This window comes from Mesorhizobium sp. M1143, assembly GCF_040318435.1.
GTDB lineage: Bacteria > Pseudomonadota > Alphaproteobacteria > Rhizobiales > Rhizobiaceae > Mesorhizobium.
Window position 1 is genome coordinate 1 of sequence record NZ_JAMYMJ010000003.1, and the last position, 16,726, is coordinate 16,726.

17 protein-coding genes are annotated in these 16,726 nt (G+C 62.9%); 9 read left to right on the forward strand and 8 right to left on the reverse strand.

Annotation, left to right across the window (positions count from 1 at the left end):
• Nucleotides 1–249: 249 nt before the first annotated feature.
• Nucleotides 250–1,854 carry an ABC transporter substrate-binding protein gene (locus tag NKH35_RS03260; RefSeq protein WP_352913345.1) on the reverse strand — a complete coding sequence of 535 codons (1,605 nt, stop codon included), beginning with the start codon at nucleotides 1,852–1,854 and terminating at the stop codon, nucleotides 250–252.
• 363 nt (nucleotides 1,855–2,217) lie between these two features.
• Here NKH35_RS03260 and NKH35_RS03265 point away from each other — a divergent pair, with 363 nt between their 5' ends.
• Nucleotides 2,218–3,408, forward strand: coding sequence for a M24 family metallopeptidase (locus NKH35_RS03265; RefSeq protein ID WP_023712289.1), 1,191 nt, complete (start codon nucleotides 2,218–2,220; stop codon nucleotides 3,406–3,408).
• 171 nt (nucleotides 3,409–3,579) lie between these two features.
• Here the strand turns inward: NKH35_RS03265 and NKH35_RS03270 are convergent, their stop codons facing one another.
• Genes NKH35_RS03270 through NKH35_RS03280 form a run of 3 tightly spaced genes read right to left on the reverse strand, consistent with a single transcriptional unit; the run spans nucleotide 3,580 to nucleotide 6,062 of the window.
• Complete coding sequence (locus NKH35_RS03270) at nucleotides 3,580–3,996, reverse strand: cupin domain-containing protein (RefSeq protein WP_352913347.1); 417 nt, start codon at nucleotides 3,994–3,996, stop codon at nucleotides 3,580–3,582.
• A 4-nt stretch (nucleotides 3,997–4,000) separates the two neighbouring features.
• Entirely contained in the window at nucleotides 4,001–4,855 is an 855-nt protein-coding gene (locus NKH35_RS03275; RefSeq protein WP_023712290.1) for a phosphoenolpyruvate hydrolase family protein, read from the reverse strand.
• A 13-nt stretch (nucleotides 4,856–4,868) separates the two neighbouring features.
• A complete protein-coding gene (locus NKH35_RS03280) occupies nucleotides 4,869–6,062 on the reverse strand; it encodes a Tm-1-like ATP-binding domain-containing protein (protein ID WP_023815722.1) in 1,194 nt (397 codons plus the stop codon).
• Between the two features lie 111 nt (nucleotides 6,063–6,173).
• On the opposite strand from NKH35_RS03280, the gene NKH35_RS03285 reads away from it, so the two are divergent.
• The 7 genes from NKH35_RS03285 (at nucleotide 6,174) to NKH35_RS03315 (ending at nucleotide 12,871) form a co-directional block, all read left to right on the forward strand.
• Nucleotides 6,174–6,857: a TetR/AcrR family transcriptional regulator gene (locus tag NKH35_RS03285; protein WP_023744057.1), complete on the forward strand. Its 684-nt coding sequence runs from the start codon at nucleotides 6,174–6,176 to the stop codon at nucleotides 6,855–6,857.
• Between the two features lie 360 nt (nucleotides 6,858–7,217).
• Nucleotides 7,218–8,534: an ABC transporter substrate-binding protein gene (locus NKH35_RS03290; protein ID WP_023669849.1), complete on the forward strand. Its 1,317-nt coding sequence runs from the start codon at nucleotides 7,218–7,220 to the stop codon at nucleotides 8,532–8,534.
• Nucleotides 8,535–8,601: 67 nt separating this feature from the next.
• Nucleotides 8,602–9,507, forward strand: coding sequence for a carbohydrate ABC transporter permease (locus NKH35_RS03295; protein ID WP_023682997.1), 906 nt, complete (start codon nucleotides 8,602–8,604; stop codon nucleotides 9,505–9,507).
• A 1-nt stretch (nucleotide 9,508) separates the two neighbouring features.
• The gene (locus NKH35_RS03300) at nucleotides 9,509–10,468 is read left to right on the forward strand and encodes a carbohydrate ABC transporter permease (protein ID WP_023682998.1); all 960 of its coding nucleotides are present in this window, start codon (nucleotides 9,509–9,511) and stop codon (nucleotides 10,466–10,468) included.
• Nucleotides 10,465–10,686: a hypothetical protein gene (locus tag NKH35_RS03305; protein ID WP_023669846.1), complete on the forward strand. Its 222-nt coding sequence runs from the start codon at nucleotides 10,465–10,467 to the stop codon at nucleotides 10,684–10,686. Before NKH35_RS03300 ends, NKH35_RS03305 begins: the two co-directional genes overlap by 4 nt.
• Nucleotides 10,683–11,786: an ABC transporter ATP-binding protein gene (locus tag NKH35_RS03310; protein ID WP_023683000.1), complete on the forward strand. Its 1,104-nt coding sequence runs from the start codon at nucleotides 10,683–10,685 to the stop codon at nucleotides 11,784–11,786. The genes NKH35_RS03305 and NKH35_RS03310 overlap by 4 nt, the downstream gene beginning before the upstream one ends.
• The gene (locus tag NKH35_RS03315) at nucleotides 11,786–12,871 is read left to right on the forward strand and encodes an ABC transporter ATP-binding protein (protein ID WP_023686632.1); all 1,086 of its coding nucleotides are present in this window, start codon (nucleotides 11,786–11,788) and stop codon (nucleotides 12,869–12,871) included. Before NKH35_RS03310 ends, NKH35_RS03315 begins: the two co-directional genes overlap by 1 nt.
• Nucleotides 12,872–12,898: 27 nt before the next feature.
• On the opposite strand, the gene NKH35_RS03320 is transcribed toward NKH35_RS03315, so the two are convergent.
• Nucleotides 12,899–13,309 carry a DUF4437 domain-containing protein gene (locus tag NKH35_RS03320; RefSeq protein ID WP_352913525.1) on the reverse strand — a complete coding sequence of 137 codons (411 nt, stop codon included), beginning with the start codon at nucleotides 13,307–13,309 and terminating at the stop codon, nucleotides 12,899–12,901.
• Between the two features lie 217 nt (nucleotides 13,310–13,526).
• Nucleotides 13,527–13,874: a GFA family protein gene (locus NKH35_RS03325; RefSeq protein ID WP_352913351.1), complete on the reverse strand. Its 348-nt coding sequence runs from the start codon at nucleotides 13,872–13,874 to the stop codon at nucleotides 13,527–13,529.
• A gap of 116 nt (nucleotides 13,875–13,990) precedes the next feature.
• Here NKH35_RS03325 and NKH35_RS03330 point away from each other — a divergent pair, with 116 nt between their 5' ends.
• Nucleotides 13,991–15,286, forward strand: a complete 1,296-nt coding sequence (locus NKH35_RS03330) for an amidase (protein ID WP_352913526.1) — start codon at nucleotides 13,991–13,993, stop codon at nucleotides 15,284–15,286.
• A 22-nt stretch (nucleotides 15,287–15,308) separates the two neighbouring features.
• On the opposite strand, the gene NKH35_RS03335 is transcribed toward NKH35_RS03330, so the two are convergent.
• Nucleotides 15,309–15,686, reverse strand: a complete 378-nt coding sequence (locus tag NKH35_RS03335; RefSeq protein ID WP_023712296.1) for a hypothetical protein — start codon at nucleotides 15,684–15,686, stop codon at nucleotides 15,309–15,311.
• A 3-nt stretch (nucleotides 15,687–15,689) separates the two neighbouring features.
• Entirely contained in the window at nucleotides 15,690–16,670 is a 981-nt protein-coding gene (locus NKH35_RS03340; protein WP_023733626.1) for an NAD(P)-dependent oxidoreductase, read from the reverse strand.
• Between the last annotated feature and the right edge of the window lie 56 nt (nucleotides 16,671–16,726).

Sequence of the window (16,726 nt, forward strand, 5' to 3'; positions counted from 1 at the left end):
GGTGCCGTGCCCCCCCCCGGGGGGGGTGGGGACGCCCGGCCCGGGGGGGGGGGGGGGGGGTTCTCGTAGGGCGCTCCCCCCACCCCGGCGAGCGGCTGCCGCTGCGCAGCAACCGCTCGCCGACCCTCCCCACAAGGGGGAGGGTGAAGGTTGGCGCTATCCGGCAGGACAGAACAGAGGCGTGAAGGAACTCTCATCCCTGATGATGAGCATTCGTCCAACCGATGCGCAAGCATGCCGGGCTGATCGCTAGCCAGCCAGATAGGTGTCCGCCCAGTTCGACACCGCCCATCGCGGGTTGTTGGCGATGTTGCCCACGGTATCGCGCGCGACGCTGATGAAGCTCCATTCGGCGACGTTGATCAGCGGCAGGTCCGCCGCGACCTGTTTCTGGAATTCCTTGTAGAGGTCGGTGCGCGCTGACGTATCCAGCGTCTCCGAAGCCTTGGCGATCAGCGCGTCGAGCGCGGCGTTCTTGTAGCCGCCCTGGTTGGAGAACGGCACGCCGTCGGGAATGCCGCTCTGCACCAGGATGGTGGTCGAGATCGCCGGGTCGCCGCGGAACACCGGCGGGCCGACGGCGAGGTCGAAGGCGTGGTCGGTGTAGACGGCCTTGATGTGCGCGGCCGAGTCGTTGTTGACGATCACGGCGTCGATGCCGATTGCCGCCAGCGCCTGGCGCAGATAGTCGCCGAACTGCTTGGTCTCGTTGAAATAGGGTGCCGGCAGGAGTTTCAGCGCAAAACGCTTGCCGTCATCGGCGCGCTTGTACCCCGCGTCGTCGAGCAAGGCGTTGGCCTTGGCGACGTCGAATGGATAGATCGGCACGTCGGCAGTGTAGAATTGCGGATCGTTCTTCGGCACCGGGCCGGTGGCGGCAGCGGCATAGCCGAGGAACACCGTCTTGACGACGAAATCCTTGTCGATGGCATGCGCGATCGCCTGGCGCACCTTCACGTCGGCCAGTTCCTTGCGGCGATGGTTGATCTCGACGACGAGTTGATAGGTCAGCCCCTCATAGCCCTTGGAGATGACCTTCAGGCCCGGCACTTTCGAGATGCGGTCGAGGTCGGCCAGTGGCACGGCGGAGAAGGCGGCGAGCTGGATCTCTTCGGCCTCGAGTGCGGCCGCGGCGGACGTGCGGTCCGGCAGCACCTGATAGATGATCTCGTCGAGATAGGGCTCGTCCTTGCCCCAATAGTTCGCATTCCTTGTCAGCTTGTAATATTGGCCGGCCTTGTACTCGCCGAACTTGAACGGGCCGGTGCCGATGGGGGCATTGTTGGCCGGGTTGTCCTCGATCTTGCCGACTTCGTAGATATGTTTCGGCACCACGCTGCTCAGCGCCGGCAAGGCATTGCGTATCAGCTGGAACGGGGTCGGTTTGGCGAATTTGAACACGGCGGTGAGATCGTCGGGGGTGTCGACGCTGGCCAGATCCTTGAACACGGTGCGGCCGAGATTCTGCAGCGGCTTCCATATCTGCAGCGCCGAGAAGGCGACGTCGGCCGAGGTGAACGGCTTGCCGTCATGCCATTTGACGCCATCGCGCAGTTTGAAGGTTACCGAGAGCCCGTCGGCAGCACCTTCCCAGGAGAGCGCCAAGCGGGGCTCGAGCCCGTCCTTGCCGTCGAACGAGGCTTCGGCCAGCGTCTCGACAATCTTGCTGGAGATGAAGAAAACGCCGTTGGAGGCGACGATTGCCGGGTTGAGATTGCGCGGCTCGGAATCGGCGGCGAGCACCAGCCGGCCACCTTTCTTCGGCGTCTGCGCCCAGCTGAATGTGGGCAGGGCGGTGGAGGCCAGCAGCAAAGCTGAGCCGCCAAGCAGCGTGCGTCTAGAAATATCTGACATGACCGAACTCCGTCCTCTCCGCGACCAGATGGGCGCACCCCTCGAAGCTGGCGGCACCCGCCAGCATCCTCGCGGCGATTATGGCCCTTGCCAAGGGTTTCGCCAGAGACGGAATTGGCGCATCCTTGCTTGGCTTTGAAATTTTCGTCCGCTGGACCAGTTTAGAGGTGGCCCTTTTATTCTGATATTCTGGTAGGACCAGATTGCCTTGATATTCAGCAAAGACGACTTGGCGACCGCCCGCTGAAGCAATTTGACCCTATTTCTGGCTGGACCAGAGTGGACAATGATGCAGATTTGACGACAGCCAAGGGAATCGGGCGCAGCGCGGCCGGCGATCCCACGGAAATCAGGGAGAGAACAATGAACATTGCCCCGGGCAAGAATGCCGTCAGCAATATCCCGTTCGACCAGGCAAGGGTCGACCGGCTGATGGAGGAAGCCGGCATCGATGTGCTGCTGGCGACGTCCAAGCACAACACGCAATATCTGCTCGGTGGCTACAAATTCATCTTCTTCGCCGCCATGGATGCGATTGGCCACAGCCGCTATCTGCCTGTCGTCGTCTATGAGAAGGGCGGGCCGGATCATGCCGCCTATATCGGCAACCGCATGGAAGGCGCCGAGCACCAGAACAACCCGTTCTGGACGCCGACGCTGCATGCCGCCTGCTGGGGTACGCTCGACGCCGCCAATCTTGCGGTCGAGCATGTCAGCAAGATCGGCAAGGCAGGCGCCCGCATCGGCATCGAGCCGGCCTTCCTGCCGTCCGATGCCTATGCGCTGATCCGCAAGGCGTTGCCGGACGCGAAGCTGATCGACGCGACCGACATGCTGGAGCGCATGCGCGCCATCAAGACAGACGCCGAGCTGGAGAAGCTGCGCATCGCCTCCGAGCTGATCACCGATTCCATGTTGGCGACTATCCAGTGGGCGCGCGAAGGCACGACCAAGGCCGAGATGATCGAGCAGCTCAGGCGCGAGGAGACCAATCGCGGCGCGCATTTCGAATATTGCCTGCTGACGCTGGGCTCCAGCCACAACCGTGCGGCGTCACCGCAGGCTTGGAAAAAGGGCGAGGTGCTGTCGATCGATTCCGGCGGCAATTATCACGGCTATATCGGCGATCTCTGCCGCATGGGCATTCTGGGCGAACCGGATGCCGAGCTGGAAGATCTGTTGGCTGAGGTCGAGACGGTGCAGCAGGCGGCGTTCTCGAAGGTGAGGGCAGGCACCATCGGCGGCGATATGATTTCGCACGCGGAGGGCGTGCTGAAGGCGTCGAAGGTCGCGCCCTATACGGATTTCTTCGCCCATGGCATGGGCCTGATCACCCATGAAGCGCCGTTCCTGATGACCAACCACCCGGTCACCTATGAAGGCACTTATTCGGCCAAGCCGCTGGAGACGAACATGGTGCTGTCGGTGGAGACGACCATGCTTCACCCGACGCGGGGGTTCATCAAGCTGGAGGATACGCTGGCGGTGACGGATGCGGGGTATGTGATGTTTGGGGATCGGGCACGGGGGTGGAATAGAGGTGGGATAGCCTAGCTCGGCGCTACCCCCTCACCCGGATTGCCATCCGAATTGCGAAGGGCAATTCGGGGCTATCCGACCTCTCCCCGCGGGGAGAGGAGTTTGCGCCGGCGCTGGCTTCTGCCTCTTCTCCCCCTCGGGGAGAAAGTGGCCGCGAAGCGGCCGGATGAAGGGGGCCTTTCGCGATTACTTCCCCGCCGGGATCAACCTGAAATCCGGCAACCCCCGCAGCACCAGTTCGGGTCCGGCCGGCGAATAGACGACGAAGAGCTGCATCGGCCCATCGCCCGTGTTCAGTGTCGAATGGAAACGGCTTTCCGGCACATAGATGGTGCAGCCGGGGCCGACCTTGGCGACGACCGGATTGCCCTCCTCGTCCTCCACCATCTGCTCGCCATTGCCTGAGATGACGAAGATGATCTCTTCCGCGCCGGGATGGTTGTGGCGCGTGTGGCCCTTGCCTGACGGCAGGTCGACGACGCCGCCGGAAAAGCGCGTCGCGCCATTTACTTCCGGCGCGACTGTCAGCGACAGCTTGCCCCAGTCAAAGCCGAAGGCGCTCACGTCCTTCGGGTATACGAACACCTTGCTCTTGTCGGTCATGATCTCATCCCTTCTTTTTCTTCTGGTCGTGCAGCGTGACGGCCTTGAAATCCGCCGTCTGCCTGGCGATCGCGGCTTCAGCCGGCAGCCGTTCCATCGAACTCGCGCCATAAAAGCCATGCAGGCCCTTGCAGCGGTCGAGGATGTAGCGGGCATCATCCGGCATCGAGATCGGCCCGCCATGGCAAAGCAGGATGACATCCTTGCGCACCGAGCGCGCCGCGTTGGCGATGGCGTCGATCTCGACCACGCAGTCGTCGAGCGACTTGGCCGACGTGGCTCCGATCGAGCCGCCGGTCGTCACCCCCATATGGGCAACGACGATGTCGGCGCCGGCTTTTGTCATGGCGCGCGCCTCGTCGGGGTTGAAGACATAGGGCGTGGTCAGAAGATCGAGCTTGTGCGCCTCGGCGATCATGTCGACCTCCAGCCCGAAGCCCATGCCGGTTTCCTCAAAACTCTGGCGCATGCTGCCATCGAACAGGCCGATGGTCGGGAAATTCTGCACGCCGGAAAAGCCCATCGTCTTCAGCTCGGCAAGCAGCAGCGGCATGATGACGAAGGGATCGGTGCCGTTGACACCGGCCAGCACCGGCGTCTTTTTGACCACCGGCAGCACCTCGTAGGCCATTTCCTTGACGATCTCGTTGGCGTTGCCATAGGCGAGCAGGCCGGCAGCCGAGCCGCGCCCGGCCATGCGGTAGCGGCCGGAATTGTAGATGATGATGAGGTCGATGCCGCCGGCTTCCTCGGCCTTGGCCGACAGGCCGGTGCCGGCGCCGCCCCCGACGATGGGCACGCCGTCGGCGATCATCGCCTTGAACTTCTTCAATATGTCTTTGCGCGGTATTGCGGGCATTTGTTGGCTCTCACTATCTGGCGATGTCGAGGAAGGCCGCGGTTGCGGCTTTGGCAAATTCCGGATCGTTGATGTGCAACGGCAGGCGTGTGACGCGGCGCGTGGCGCTCGGCCTGATGGTGCGCTCGATGGCATCGAACAGCACGGCGTCGGCTTCGAGGTCGAAGAAGGCGCCGCCCTCGATGTCGAGTGCCGAGACGCCTTTTTCGGGGATCAGGAAATGCACAGGGCCCTCGCAGCGAGCGAGCCTGGTGCCGATCCACTCGCCTATGCCGCGGCATTCATTCGCCGTGGTGCGCATAAGCGTGACGTTGGGATTGTGCTCGTAGAACAGCCGGCCCCTAAACTTCTCGGGAATGGTCGGCGGCGCCCAGAAATTGACCATGTCCAGCGCGCCGACCGAGCCGACATAGGGCAGCTTGGTGCGGGCGATAGCGCCGAAGCGGTCTTCCGTCGCCGGCAGCACGCCGCCGAACAACAGGTCGCAGACTTCCGTCGTGGTGATGTCGATGACGCCGGCGAGCAGGCCCGAGTCCGCGAGCTTCTCCATCGAGCGGCCGCCGGTTCCGGTGGCGTGGAAGACCATGCAGTCGTAGTTGGCGCGCAGCTGGTCGGCGATGGCGGTCACGCAAGGCGTGGTGACGCCGAACATGGTGAGCCCGAGTGCCGGCTTGCCAGTGGCGACTGGCGCCGGCCTGGCGGCCATGCCGGCGATTGCCTGCGCCGCATTGTGCAGCACGACGCGTGACAGCCGGTTCAGTCCCGCCATATCGGTGACCGATGGCATCATGATGATGTCGGAGACGTCGACATAGGGCGCGGTGTCGCCGGAGGCGAGCGTCGAGACCATGATCTTGGGCAGCCCAAGCGGCAGCGCGCGCATGCCGGCAGTGATGATCGACGTGCCGCCGCCGCCGCCAATGCCGATCACGCCTGATATGTCGTCGCGCGACTGAATGAAACTGGTGAAGGCGGCGCCCATGCCGGCCACTGCCGTGCCGCGATCATCGATGCCGAGCACGCCACTGGCTCCATCCGGATGATGCGCCGCGACCTCGCTGGCCGGGATATCGACCGGCACGGTGGCGCCGCGCGTTCCGATGTCGACACGGGCAACCGAACTGCCGGTGGCGGCAATAGCATCGGCCAGGAAGGCAAGTTCCTCGCCCTTGGTGTCGGCTGTGCCCACCACGTAGATGCGCTTCATCGCGTTTCTCCCGTCACCGGCCGACCGGCGCCGGGCCGCCTGTCGCCCTTTGCCGGCCTTTCGGTGGGCAAAGGTCATTGCAATTTCTTGAGACGCGCGTATCGTATTGACATGGAAGTCTCACGTCAACAAGCCGCTGGGAACGACGACGCCAACGAGGCTGCCGAACGCGGCCCGCGGGCCCGCACAAAACGGCTGATGCTGGAGACGGCGACGCGGCTGATGCAGGCGGGCGTCACCCCGTCTGTCAGCGAAGTCGCGGAGGCGGCGCAAGTGTCGCGCGCCACCGCCTATCGCTATTTCCCAAGCCAGGCAGCCCTGGTGCAGGCGGTGGTCGACGAGGGGCTTGGGCCGATCCTGACCTGGCAATCGACGTCCACCGATGCCGGGCGCCGCGTCGCCGAACTGTTCGACACCGCCATGCCGCGCATCGAGGCTTTCGAGGCAACTTTCAAGGCGGCGCTGAAACTGTCGCTCGACCAATGGGCGCAGCGGCAGGCGGGCACGTTGGACGGCGAACCGCAATTCACGCGCGGACATCGCGTCCAGCTGCTGAAGGACGCCATCGCACCGCTCAAGGGCCGGCTGCCGCCGCGCGAGTTCAAGCGACTGGCACAGGCGCTGTCGATGATGTTCGGCGTCGAAGTGCTGATCGTGCTGAAGGATATATGGGAGCTCGATAGCCGCGGCATGCGGTCGGTCGCGCAATGGGCGGCGGGCGCGCTGGTGCGCACGGCGATGGCGGAATCAACGGCTGAAACCGATGCGGCCCTGCCAGCGGCATCGGCGAAATAGCGCCAATCTGGTTCGACCAGATTTGGATGCCCACTATTGATGTTAACCGGGATGGCAGTGCCGAAACAAGGCTCTCCTATATCAACGAGTAGGAAAATTCAGGGAAAACAGTCGGATACATGAAAAATCCGGTTATACAAGGTCCGGTGGTGATCCAAGAAAGAGCTTGACGGCTATCCAAAATTGGTAATACCAGATCAGGACAGAAAAAGCGGATCAAAAGTGAGAGCTGCGATCCATTTTCCGGCAAAGCGAGGAGGCTTGGAACCGGAAAGGTGCGATCTCGGGAGGAACTACCAGGGCCGGCTTCACCGCCGGCTCGCATGACAAGGTAGAATGCGCACAAGGGAGGAAATCATTATGCGCAAGACAATGACCAGCCTGCTTGCTGGTATCGGCTTAGTACTTGCCTGCGGAACGTCCGTCTACGCGCAGGACAAGGAGCTCACCATCTTTTGGGCGGAATGGGATCCGGCCAATTATCTGCAGGAACTCGGCAACGAGTACGAGAAGGAAACCGGCGTCAAGATCACGGTGGAAACCACGCCCTGGTCCGACTTCCAGACCAAGGCTTTCACCGAGTTCAACGCCCATGGCGACGCCTATGATATGGTCGTCGGCGACTCGCAATGGCTCGGCGCCGGCTCGACCGGCGGCCACTATGTCGACCTGACCGACTTCTTCAACAAGCACAAGCTTGGCGAAGTGATGGCGCCGGCAACGGTGAAATATTACGCCGAGTATCCGGGCGGCAGCAGCAAGTACTGGGCGATCCCGCTCGAAGGCGACGCTGTCGGCTGGTCCTATCGCAAGGACTGGTTCGAGGACCCGAAGGAAAAGGAAGCCTTCAAGGCCAAATACGGCTACGATCTCGACGTGCCGAAGGATTTCAAGGCGCTGCGCGACATCGCGGAGTTCTTCTATCGGCCGGATCAGAAGCGATACGGCATCGCCATCTACACCGACAATTCCTATGACGCGATGGCGATGGGCTTCGAAAACGCGCTGTTCTCCTTCGGCGGCGAACTGGGTGACTACAAGACCTACAAGGTCGACGGTTTCATCAACTCCGACAAGGCAATCGCCGCACTCGACGCCTACAAGGAACTCTACACGTTCACGCCTCCGGGCTGGGCCAAGTCGTTCTTCGTCGAGGACAATCAGGCGATCACCGAAAACCTGGCCGCGATGAGCATGAACTACTTCGCGTTCTTCCCCTCGCTGATCAACGAGGCGTCGAACCCGAACGCCAAGAACACCGGCTTCTTCGCCAATCCTCCAGGCCCGAACGGCGATCAGTTCGCCGCACTCGGCGGTCAGGGCATCTCCATCGTTTCCTACTCCAAGAAGCAGGAAGAGGCGACGAAGTTCCTTGAATGGTTCATCAAGGACGAGACCCAGAAGAAGTGGGCGGCGCTCGGCGGCTACACCTGCAGTGCCGCCGTGCTCAAGTCGGAGGAGTTCCAGAACGCCACGCCGTACAACAAGGCCTTCTACGAGACCATGTTCAAGGTGAAGGACTTCTGGGCGGTGCCGGAATATGCCGAGCTGCTGCAGCAGCTCAACCAGCGCGTCTATCCCTACATGATCGGCGGTGAAGGCACCGCCAAGGAAACGCTGGACGCGCTCGCAGGCGACTGGAACGCGACGTTCAAGAAATACGGCCGCGGCCAATAAGCAGCTTTTCTCGCGGAGGAGGCATCCGTGCCTCCTCCGTTCTTTTTTCCGAAACGGGAGCAGGGTCTTGGCGACCACGATGATCACCACGCTGGACACTTCCTCGCGGGCCGCTGCACGCGGCTTGAGCGACATGTCGATCCGCAACCTCTTCATAATCCCGACGATCCTGTTCCTGATCGTCTTCAACATTTTCCCGCTGATCTATTCGCTGGGCTATTCCTTCACCGATTTCCGCGCGTCGACCAACGCGCCGGCGAATTTCGTCGGGCTGCAGAATTATCGCGACCTGCTCAACGACCCCTATGTCTGGTCCAACTTCGCCATCACCGCGAAGTACGTCATCATCTCGGTCGCGGGTCAGCTGCTCGTCGGCTTCGGCGTGGCCATGCTGCTCAACAGGGATATTCCCCTCAAGGGTCTCATCACAACGCTGCTGCTGCTGCCGATGATGCTGTCGATGGCCGTCGTCGGTCTGTTCTGGAAACTGCTCTATGATCCGTCATGGGGGGTCATCAACTATGCGCTTGGCCTCGGCAATTTCGAGTGGCTGGCCGACCCAAAGATGGCGCTCTATGCGGTTGCGCTGACCGACATCTGGATGTGGTCGCCCTTTGTCATGCTGTTGTCGCTGGCCGGCCTTTCAGCGGTGCCGAAGCATCTCTACGAAGCAGCGGCGATCGACCGCGCCGGACCGTTCTACACCTTCTTCCGCATCACGCTGCCGCTGGTCGCGCCGATCCTGATGATCGCGGTCATCTTCCGCACCATGGAAGCGTTCAAGACCTTCGACCTCGCCTATATCCTGACCAGCCAGCCGACGGCCGAGCTGATCTCTATCCGGCTGTACAAGATGGCGTTCCAGGAATGGCAGACCGGGCGCTCCTGCGCGCTCGCCTACATCGTGCTGATCATGGTGCTGGCCATCACCAACATCTACGTCAAGTACCTCAACAAGGTGAAGGAGCGCTGAGATGGCCGCCGTCCGCACTTCTTCCGAAATCGGCTTCAATCGCGTCGCCATCGTCGCCGTCCTTTTGGTGACGATCATCTTCCTGGCGCCGATCTACTGGATCGCCTCGACGGCGTTCAAGCCGCGCAACCTTGCCACGACCATCCCGCCCACGGTGGTGTTCCAGCCGGAGATTTCGCCCTTCGTCAAGCTGTTCACCAAGCGCTCGCAAATGCGCAACCCGCCGTCGCCGGAAGAGTATGCGGCGGCACCCTGGTGGGAACGTGTCGTCTTCGATGGCGGTGAAAAGATCGTGCGCGACGGCAAGGGCCAGGTGCAATGGTCGGGCTATCCGAGCCGCTTCATGAACTCGCTGATCATTGCCATCACCTCGACGGTGCTGGCTGTCGGCATGGGTACCTTCACCGCCTACGGCTTCTCGCGCTTCAAGGTGAAGGGGGAGGCGGATCTGCTCTTCTTCATCCTGTCGACGCGCATGCTGCCGCCGGTGGTGGTCGCGATCCCGATGTTCCTGATGTACCGGGCCGTCGGCCTCAACGATTCCCATATCGGGCTGATCATCCTTTATACCGCCTTCAACCTGTCCTTTTCGGTGTGGCTGATGAAGGGGTTCATGGACGAGATCCCGAAGGAGTATGAAGAGGCAGCGCTGGTCGACGGCTACACCCGCATGGAAGCCTTCTTCAAGATCGTGCTGCCGGAGGCCGCCACCGGCATCGCCGCGACCGCGGTTTTCTGCTTCATCACGGCGTGGAACGAGTATGCTTTCGCGCTGATCATGACCAACCGCCGCGCCCAGACGGCGCCGCCCTTCATCCCCAGCCAGGTCGGCGCCGGCCTGCCCGACTGGACGGTGATCGCCGCCGGAACCTTCCTGTTCCTGCTGCCGGTCGCAATCTTCACCTTCCTGCTCCGCAACCATTTGCTGCGCGGCATGTCCTTCGGAGCGATCCGCAAATGAGCTTTCGAGCCATCAACCAGAAATATCTCGAACCGGGGTCTCAGGTGCTGATGGTCCTCGGCATCATCGCGCTTTGCCAGCCGTGGAACCTGCTGCTGCACAGCTATGGCGTGACCATCATCCTGATCGGCCTGATCGGCTTCAACATCACCTCGAAGATCGCGCCGGCGGAGAAGGCCGGTACCGGCCAGGTGCGCAATCCGGGAGCAGAGCATTGACCCAGATTGAGCTTCGCGGCGTCCAGAAATTCTTCGGTGCGGTCCAGGTCATCAAGGACCTCAACCTCAAGATCGACGACAACGAGTTCATCGTGCTGCTCGGTCAGTCGGGTTGCGGCAAGACGACGACATTGAGGGCGGTTGCCGGGCTGGAGACGATCGACGGCGGTGACATCCTCATCGACGGCAAGCCGGTGCAACACCTCAAGGCCGCCGACCGCGACATCGCCATGGTGTTCCAGTCGTTCTCGCTCTACCCGCATATGAGCGTCTATGAGAACATTGCTTTTCCCTTGCGCGCGACGCGTAAGAGCAAGGCCGAGATCGATAGCGAGGTGCGCTCGGTCGCCAAGACGCTGCAGATCACGGAACTGCTGGCCAAGAAGCCGTCGGCGCTGTCGGGCGGCGACATGCAGCGTGTGGCCATCGGCCGGGCTCTGGTGCGGCGGCCGAAGGCGATGCTGATGGACGAGCCGATCGGCGCCCTCGACGCCAAGCTGCGCGAAGAGATGCGGGCCGAGATCAAGCGGCTGCACATCAAACAGGGCTCGACCACCATCTATGTCACGCACGACCAGATCGAGGCGATGAGCCTCGCCGACCGCATCGTGATCATGCATGAGGGCGTGCTGCAGCAGGTCGGTTCGCCTGACGAGGTCTATTCGCATCCGGCCAATCTGTTCGTGGCGCAGTTCGTCGGCAGCCCGGTGATGAACGTCGCCGATGCGGCGATCGCCGAGACCGCATCGGCGGCCTCGGTCACCGTCGGTGGCGCTGCCGCCGGCTTCGAATTTCCGCGCACGCTTTTGTCCAAGCTCAACGGCCATGCCGGCGGCCAGCTGGCGCTCGGCATCCGGCCCGAAGGCGTGCTGGTGCGCCATGAAGCAGCGGAGGGTTTCTTGCCGGTCGAGACACAGATCGTCGAGCCGCTCGGCTCGTTCGACATTGTCGATCTCAAGGTCGGCTCCAAGATGCTGCGCGCGCGCACCAAGAGCGGCTTCGTCGGCGGCCCGGGCGAAAAGGTCTTCGCCAGGATCGATCCGACGCAAGCACATTTCTTCGACACGGCAAGCGGCAAGTCGCTTGAGGTGAGGCTCTGATGGCTCATATCCAGCTCAAGAATATTTCCAAGAGCTTCGGCAACCACACCGCACTGACCGGGCTCGATCTCGAGATCGCCGATGGCGAGTTCTTCGTGCTGCTCGGCGAGACCGGCGCCGGCAAGACGACGACGCTGCGCATGATCGCGGGTCTGGAAAAGCCGACCGAGGGTCAGGTGTTCATCAACGGCGTCGACGTCGCCGACTGGGGTGCGGCCGAACGCGACGTGGCGCTGGTGCTTCAGCAATATTCGCTCTATCCGCGCTATACGGTCCGCGAAAATCTCGAATTCCCGCTGAAGCCGAAGATCCGTCGGCTGCCGGATGCCGAGATCAAGGACCGTGTTGCACGAGCGGCCAAGACACTGCGGATCGAGCATCTGCTCGACCGCAAGACCGACCGCCTATCAGGCGGCGAAATGCAGCGCGTCTCTATCGGGCGCGCCATCGTGCGCAAGCCGCGCGTGTTCCTGATGGACGAACCGCTGTCGGCGCTCGACGCCAAACTGCGCGAGGCGCTGCGCACGGAACTGAAGAACCTGCAGATCCAGCTTGGCGCCACCTTCCTGTTCGTCACCCACGACCAGATCGAGGCGATGTCGATGGGCGACAAGGTGGGCGTGCTCAACCATGGCCGCATCATCCAGACCGGCACGCCGCACGAGATCTATAACAATCCGCGCGATACCTATGTGGCCAGCTTCGTCGGCTCGCCGCCGATGAACCTGATCGATGGCAAGCTGGTCAACGGCCGCGCGGTGATGGCGCCGCTGAATTTCGAACTGCCTTTCTCTGGGGGTGCCAAGGCGGGCGGTGCGACCGACGGTCGCCCGCTCGTCTTCGGTATTCGACCTGAGGATGTGTATCTTGAAAGCGGTGCGCCGGTCGAGGCACGCGTCCACGATGTCGAGAACCATGGCGTGGAGAAGATCCTGACTCTGCGGGTCGGCGACACGACGCTGCGCGCCACGGTGCCGGCCAGAACCGATGTCCAGATCGAGCAGCCGGTGCGCTTTGCCTGGAATCAGGACAAGGTGGTGCTGTTCGACAAGGGCAGCGGCGTGAGCTTGCGGCACGCCAGCTAGTTGCGGTCGAACGACGGCGCCGCCTGACTATTTCTGGAAGTAGGTCTCGTAAGGCGTATCGTTGATCAGCAGGATCACGCACTCCGTCTCCGAGAGGCAGGCGTCGTCGTGCATCTCGTTGGCCTTCTGGGTCCAGTAGGATCCCGGCGGCAATTCGACCTTCGTCGCTTCGCCGCCGTCCATTTGCCAATGCGCCCACAGTCCCTTGATGACCACCGCGCGATAGTCGGCGGTGTGCGCATGAACCGGCGCGCGCCAGTTGCCGGAAACTTTCAGCAAGGTGCCCGCCGGGCCTTTGGCCCGGTCACCCCACAACGGGCCAAGGCGATGCGGCTGGTCTGGCACTTCGGCGACATAGGGGATCTTGTCGGCCGGGAGATAGCTGTCCTCGAGGGCAAAGGCGCGAGCGGGAAAGACGCAAGAAACGGCGAGCGCCAGAAACGCGCCGTCTTCGGCGGCCTGGTGGTCGACAATGCCGGTGTGGCCAGCGCCTTCGCCTATTGTGGCGCTGCGACCTTGCTGGCGGCGATCGTTGTGTTCGCGCGCGGCCCTAAGCGCGTCGAATAGCCGATAGCCATCCTTGGCTGAAGCAGCGGGCCCGAGAACTATCAAGGTTTTCGGGGCGTTGCTTTTGTGGTGAGAGGCCACCGTAGGGTCAGACCGCGCGGCCGTCGAAGTCGAAGACCGGCAGGCCGGTGGGATCGAAATCGGCGACGCAGTTGAGGTTGATGTAGGCGCTGCGTTCGCTGCCCTGACTGACATCCTCGGCAAAGGGATGGATGCCGCAGGTGCGGCAGAAGCGATGCGCCATTGCATGATTGCCGAATGTGTAGGTGCCGAGATCGTCGCCCCACGCCAGCACCGTCAGGCTGTCATGCGGGATGGCGGCCAACAGCGCGCCCTTGCGCGAGCAGATCGAACAATTGCACCGCACGGCGCCGGTCAGCTTCGCCTTGAATTCGAACGCAACCTTGCCGCAGTGGCAGCTGCCTTTGTACAGCATCAGTCCCTTCCTATCGCTGGCAGGTGCAAAGGCACGCTGTCCGGGCTATTCCTTCCGCTGACCTAGCAGCCCATATGCCTTAAAGACGCTCCACCTTGACGGAATCCGACATCGACATGCAATCAATCCGCGATCGTCTCGAGATCATCCTGTCACGTCTTGCCAGTTGCGCGGCAGGCGAGAAGGTGTTCACCAAACTCTATGCCGAGGCGGCGCGCGCAGCGGCCGAGGCCACCGATGCGCGCAAGAAGGCCGGCGTATCGCTCGGGCCGCTCGACGGCACCATCGTGTCGATCAAGGATCTGTTCGATGTCGCCGGCGAGCCGACCACGGCCGGGTCGCTGATGCTGAGGGACACCGCGCCCCGTCGGCACGACGCTGCGGTCGTCAGCCGTCTGCGCCAGGCCGGCGCCGTCATCATCGGCAAGACCAACATGACCGAATTCGCCTTCACCGCTATCGGCGACAACATGCACTACGGCACACCGGGCAATGCCGCCGACACCAGCCGCATTCCAGGCGGTTCGTCGTCGGGCGCCGCCGTGTCCGTTGGCGAGGGGACGAGCGACATTTCCATCGGCTCCGACACCGGCGGTTCGGTGCGCATCCCGGCATCGCTGAACGGCGTCGTCGGTTTCAAGCCGACGGCGCGGCGCGTGCCGCTGACTGGTGCCTATCCCCTTTCCGCGACGCTGGATTCGATCGGGCCGCTGGCGCTGAGTGTTGCTGCGTGTGCCCTGGCTGACGCCGCGATGACGGGCGAGCAGATGCCGCAACTGCACCTGCCGTTAGCGCTTGCCGGGCTTCGTGTCGGCATTCCGCGCGGCCTGCTTTTCGAAGACACGGAAACGGAGATTGCCGCCGCGTTCGATCGCAGCCTTGCCGGGATCGAGCAGGCAGGCGCGTGGCTCACGGACATTTCGATCGACGACCTCATTGCCGATCTGCGCCTGGCCACCAAACGCGGCTCGATCGCGGCCATGGAAGGTTCTGAAATCCATGCCGACTGGCTGGCGACGGGCGCATCGGTGCCGGTCGATCCCCATGTCAGCGGGCCGCTGTCGCGGGCGGCGGCCATACCGACGCCGGTTTATATCAGGGCAATGCGTCGTCGCGCGGCACTGTGCATAGCCATGGACGAGCGGTTGGGTTCGGTCGATGTGCTGGCTCTGCCGACCACGCCGGTGACAGCGCCGACTATCGTTTCGATGGCCGAGGATACGGCTCTGCGTGAACGCACTGAAGGTCTGCTGCTGCGCAACACCCAGGTCGCCAACCAGTTCGACCTCTGCGCGATCTCGCTACCGATGCCCGGCATGACGCTGCCGGCCGGGCTGATGCTGGTGGCGCGCAATGGCCATGACCACCATCTGCTGCGCATCGCGGCTGAAATCGAGCGGCTGCTCCGATAGGCAGCGAGCCGTAGGTCGGCAGTCAACGTGCCGCGCAGCGCTTGCGCTCGCTTTTCTTGGAGGAGCGTTCGATTTTGGTAACGACCAGCATCGGCGGATCGTTCGGCTGGCCGCGATGCTGGATCGATCCTCCGACGACGAGTTTTCCAGCATAAAGCTTGTCGGAGAGGTCAGGTGCCGATCTGTCCAGCGGCGGCAATTCCGTAGTGTTGAGCTCCACGCCTTTAACGACATTGCCGGTGGTCAGATCCAGCGCATTGCCTGACGGGCAGGGCGCCATCATGCAGACGATCCCATTGCTGCAATAGACATAATCGCTGCTTTGTGCCGCCGCGAGCGAAGGTAAGGCCACGATCGACGACACTGCCAGAACCAGAGATGCGAAGCGAAAACCGGACATGGTTCACGCGTCCGCCGGGAACCGTCTGCGGTAATGCTCGACCACGTCGGGATTGCGCAGATTGACAGGCAGCCGGTTGGCCAGCACCAGCAAGGTCTCGCCGGCCGCGCCCACGCCCATGCGCATCATCGATTGCTCGGTAATCCCCGCCATATGCGGGGTGACGATAACATTGTCGAAACCGAAATAGGGATGGTTTGCCGGCAGCGGCTGCGTGGCAAAGACGTCGAGTGCGGCGCCGCCGATCCGGTCTTGGCGCAAGGCCTCGATCAGCGCCTCGTCATCGATCACCGGTCCGCGCGAAATGTTGATCAAAAGCGTATCGGGCTTCATGCGGGCAATGCGTTCGCGGCTGATCAAGCCGCGCGTCTCTTCCGTCAGCGGGCAGCAGAGCACGATGATGTCGCTCTGTTCGACCAGCGCATCGATCGACAGGAAGCCGATCCTGTCGGGTGCCGGCTGCATGCTGCGGGTCGTCGCCACGACGTCGAGGCCAAAGCCGTGCGCGGCGATATGGGCGACTGCCTGACCGATGGCGCCGAAGCCGATGATGCCGATGGTCTTGCCGGCAAGCTCGCTGGCATGGCTGGCGTGGTCGCGGCCGGCATTCCAGCCCTTGGCGCGCAAGTCGCGGTCGACCGAACGGAAGCGCCGAAGCAGGGCAAGGGCCGCGAACATCACATATTCAGCGACCGAACGCGCATTGACCGCCGGCACGTTGGCGACCAGCACGCCGGCCGCGGCCGCGGCCTCCATCGGCACCATGTCGAGCCCGGCGCCGTGGCGGACCGCGGCTCTGAGTTTCGTGGCGTTTTCGAACAGCGACGGCGGCAGCGGTGCGCGAACGATGATGACGTCGGCATGCTTCGCCTCGGCGGTCAGCGTTGCCGCATCGAGCGCTGAGGCCACGACGAGTTCACCGGCGCCCGCCAGCATTGCGGAGGCACGCGGATGCAGCGTGTGCGTCGACAGGATTCTGGGCATGGGGCTCTCGTGTTTGTCGCAATTCCCAAGGGAAAGCGCTGCGCGCTTTCCCGGGA

Excerpts from the sequence above, each read along its gene's own strand:
- NKH35_RS03270 (WP_352913347.1), bottom strand. The coding sequence starts at position 3,996 with ATGACCGACAAGAGCAAGGTGTTCGTATACCCGAAGGACGTGAGCGCC.
- NKH35_RS03265 (WP_023712289.1), top strand. The coding sequence starts at position 2,218 with ATGAACATTGCCCCGGGCAAGAATGCCGTCAGCAATATCCCGTTCGAC.
- NKH35_RS03305 (WP_023669846.1), top strand. The coding sequence starts at position 10,465 with ATGAGCTTTCGAGCCATCAACCAGAAATATCTCGAACCGGGGTCTCAG.
- NKH35_RS03315 (WP_023686632.1), top strand. The coding sequence starts at position 11,786 with ATGGCTCATATCCAGCTCAAGAATATTTCCAAGAGCTTCGGCAACCAC.
- NKH35_RS03260 (WP_352913345.1), bottom strand. The coding sequence starts at position 1,854 with ATGTCAGATATTTCTAGACGCACGCTGCTTGGCGGCTCAGCTTTGCTG.
- NKH35_RS03285 (WP_023744057.1), top strand. The coding sequence starts at position 6,174 with ATGGAAGTCTCACGTCAACAAGCCGCTGGGAACGACGACGCCAACGAG.
- NKH35_RS03275 (WP_023712290.1), bottom strand. The coding sequence starts at position 4,855 with ATGCCCGCAATACCGCGCAAAGACATATTGAAGAAGTTCAAGGCGATG.
- NKH35_RS03340 (WP_023733626.1), bottom strand. The coding sequence starts at position 16,670 with ATGCCCAGAATCCTGTCGACGCACACGCTGCATCCGCGTGCCTCCGCA.
- NKH35_RS03325 (WP_352913351.1), bottom strand. The coding sequence starts at position 13,874 with ATGCTGTACAAAGGCAGCTGCCACTGCGGCAAGGTTGCGTTCGAATTC.
- NKH35_RS03280 (WP_023815722.1), bottom strand. The coding sequence starts at position 6,062 with ATGAAGCGCATCTACGTGGTGGGCACAGCCGACACCAAGGGCGAGGAA.
- NKH35_RS03290 (WP_023669849.1), top strand. The coding sequence starts at position 7,218 with ATGCGCAAGACAATGACCAGCCTGCTTGCTGGTATCGGCTTAGTACTT.
- NKH35_RS03335 (WP_023712296.1), bottom strand. The coding sequence starts at position 15,686 with ATGTCCGGTTTTCGCTTCGCATCTCTGGTTCTGGCAGTGTCGTCGATC.
- NKH35_RS03300 (WP_023682998.1), top strand. The coding sequence starts at position 9,509 with ATGGCCGCCGTCCGCACTTCTTCCGAAATCGGCTTCAATCGCGTCGCC.
- NKH35_RS03330 (WP_352913526.1), top strand. The coding sequence starts at position 13,991 with ATGCAATCAATCCGCGATCGTCTCGAGATCATCCTGTCACGTCTTGCC.